Here is a 2,590-nt window from a genome sequence, read left to right on the forward strand (position 1 = left end):
GGAGGGGCTTCGGTGGCGATGCCACGGGCGGACGATTCTGGGCTGCGGGTCCGCAGCCGCCCTGTCGGATGTCAAGAATGACCGACTGCGGCGCTGGATGCCCGTATCGGTCGGGGTCGTGTCCACGTTAGCGACGTTGAGGCCGCTCACTGTCGGCCCTCCCGGCGATGTGACGACGACCCTGTCTCGCGGTGGCGGCCCGAGGCGGACGAGGCGACGGCCCCGCCCTGGTCCAGTTCGTCGGAGGTCAGCGCGTCCCGGCCGAGCAGGTACTGCTCGATCAGATGGTTCCACGCGCAGGACTGGCACACCTCGACCACGAAAACCTGGAACTCACGCAGCGTCATCGCCAGAACCGGCAGCTCCGCGAGCTTACGGGCCTGCCCTGCGGACTGCTTGAGTTCATCGCCGTAGATGTAATGCACCAGGGTGAGGTTGTCGCGACGGCAGACCGGACAACGGTCGTCGGTCGGCTCGCCATGGAACCTAGCTGCGTTTTTCAGGTACGGCGACGCGTCGCAGACTTCCAGCGTCCCCACCTTGCCGTTGTGCACGTCACGCAGCAGCGCTCGCTTCTGAAGCGAGTAGTCGACCACCTGCCGCTGCGTACGCATGGCGAAGAGAGTACGCGGTCCGCACCCGTACGGCGACAGTCATCACACAGCGTGGCGCGGCGACTGCGCACGCATGACCGGCCTTGCGGTGGGCCGCATCCCGATCTACGGTGACGATGTATCGGGCCGATACATCGTGGCAAGCAGTGAAGGGGGTGGGCGTCTTGTTGGAACTCGCGATCCTCGGACTGCTCCAGGAATCCCCGATGCACGGCTACGAGCTGCGCAAGGAGCTCGCCACCAAGCTGGGCACCATCCGCGCGGCGATCAGCTACGGCACGCTGTACCCGACTTTGAAGCGGCTGCAGACCGCCGGCTGGATCGGTGAGGCCGAGGCCGCCGACACCGAGATCATTCCCCCGCTCACCAGCAAGCGCGGCCGGGTTGTCTACAAAATCACCGCCGAAGGCAAGGAACGCTTCGCCGAGCTGCTCGCCCAGGCGGGCCCGGAGACGTACGACGACGCCGGGTTCGGCGTGCACTTCGCCTTCTTCTCCCGGACCGACCGGGCGACGCGGCTGCGGATCCTCGAGGGCCGCCGCCGCCGGATCGAGGAACGCCGGGAAGGGCTGCGTGAGGTTCTCTCCCGCGCGTCCGACCGCCTCGACGCCTACACCCTCGAACTACAGCGCCACGGACTGGACGCCTGCGAGCGCGAGGTCCGCTGGCTGGAGGAGCTCATCACCAACGAGCGCTCCGGCCGATCCCCAGCCGGGGAGACACCCCTCGAAGACCCGAGTCCGCGTCAGGACCGGCCGTGATGAACAAGGAGGCAAACGCGATGGGCTCCGTCCGCGTCGCCATCGTCGGTGTGGGTAACTGCGCCTCGTCCCTCGTACAGGGCGTGGAGTACTACCGCGAAGCCGACCCCAACGACCGCGTCCCGGGTCTCATGCACGTGACCTTCGGCGACTACCACGTGTCCGACGTGAAGTTCGTCGCGGCGTTCGATGTGGACGCCAAGAAGGTCGGCATGGACCTGGCCGAGGCGATCGTCGCCAGCGAAAACAACACGATCACGCTGGCCGACGTCGCGCCCACCGGCGTGACCGTCCAGCGTGGACCGACCTTCGACGGTCTGGGCACGTACTACCGCGAGATGGTCGAGGAGTCGTCGGCCGAGCCGGTCGACGTCGTCAAGGCCCTGCGCGACGCCGAGGTCGACGTCGTCGTCTCCTACCTCCCGGTGGGTTCCGAGGAGGCCGACAAGTTCTACGCGCAGGCCGCGATCGACGCCGGTTGCGCGTTCGTCAACGCCCTGCCGGTCTTCATCGCCTCCGACCCGGCGTGGGCGCAGAAGTTCACCGACGCCGGCCTGCCGATCGTCGGCGACGACATCAAGAGCCAGGTCGGTGCGACGATCGTGCACCGCGCGCTGGCCAAGCTGTTCGAGGACCGCGGGGTCGAGCTGCTGCGCACGTACCAGCTCAACTTCGGCGGCAACATGGACTTCATGAACATGCTGGAGCGCAAGCGCCTGGTGTCGAAGAAGATCTCCAAGACCCAGTCGGTGACGTCCCAGATCCCGCACGAGATGGTCAAGAGCGACGTGCACATCGGCCCGTCGGACCACGTGCCGTGGCTCGACGACCGCAAGTGGGCCTACATCCGGCTCGAGGGCCGCAGCTTCGGCGACACCCCGCTGAACGCGGAGCTCAAGCTCGAGGTGTGGGACTCGCCGAACTCGGCCGGCGTCATCATCGACGCGGTCCGGGCGGCGAAGATCGCCAAGGACCGCGGCATCGGTGGCCCGATCCTCTCGGCGAGCTCCTACTTCATGAAGTCCCCGCCGGTGCAGTACAACGACCACGACGCCAAGGACGCGGTCGAGGCGTTCATCAAGGGCGACATCGAGCGCTGATCCAGCGCCAGAGGAAAGGCCCGCCCGCCATACGGGACCGCCGACATAAAGTGATAATACGCACCCCCACGCCAACCACAAAGAGGTGCGGGACACCACCGCCCCCCGCGGGCGC

General features: G+C 67.1%; 3 protein-coding genes. 2 read left to right on the forward strand and 1 reads right to left on the reverse strand.

Annotated elements, in window-relative coordinates:
* Positions 1–146 precede the first annotated feature (146 nt).
* Positions 147–614: a DUF5318 domain-containing protein gene (locus tag AB0C29_RS42915; RefSeq protein WP_360546636.1), complete on the reverse strand. Its 468-nt coding sequence runs from the start codon at positions 612–614 to the stop codon at positions 147–149.
* A 164-nt stretch (positions 615–778) separates the two neighbouring features.
* Between AB0C29_RS42915 and AB0C29_RS42920 the strand changes: the two genes are divergently transcribed.
* On the forward strand, positions 779–1,375 hold the full coding sequence (locus AB0C29_RS42920; RefSeq protein WP_360546638.1) for a PadR family transcriptional regulator: 597 nt from the start codon (positions 779–781) through the stop codon (positions 1,373–1,375).
* 20 nt (positions 1,376–1,395) lie between these two features.
* Positions 1,396–2,475, forward strand: a complete 1,080-nt coding sequence (locus AB0C29_RS42925; RefSeq protein ID WP_360547126.1) for an inositol-3-phosphate synthase — start codon at positions 1,396–1,398, stop codon at positions 2,473–2,475.
* Positions 2,476–2,590: the final 115 nt, after the last annotated feature.

Source organism: Actinoplanes sp. NPDC048791, from assembly GCF_040650095.1.
Lineage (GTDB): Bacteria > Actinomycetota > Actinomycetes > Mycobacteriales > Micromonosporaceae > Actinoplanes.

What these genes read in the sequence shown, in the direction of transcription:
- AB0C29_RS42915 (WP_360546636.1), bottom strand. Translation starts at nt 614, where the DNA reads ATGCGTACGCAGCGGCAGGTGGTCGACTACTCGCTTCAGAAGCGAGCG.
- AB0C29_RS42925 (WP_360547126.1), top strand. Translation starts at nt 1,396, where the DNA reads ATGGGCTCCGTCCGCGTCGCCATCGTCGGTGTGGGTAACTGCGCCTCG.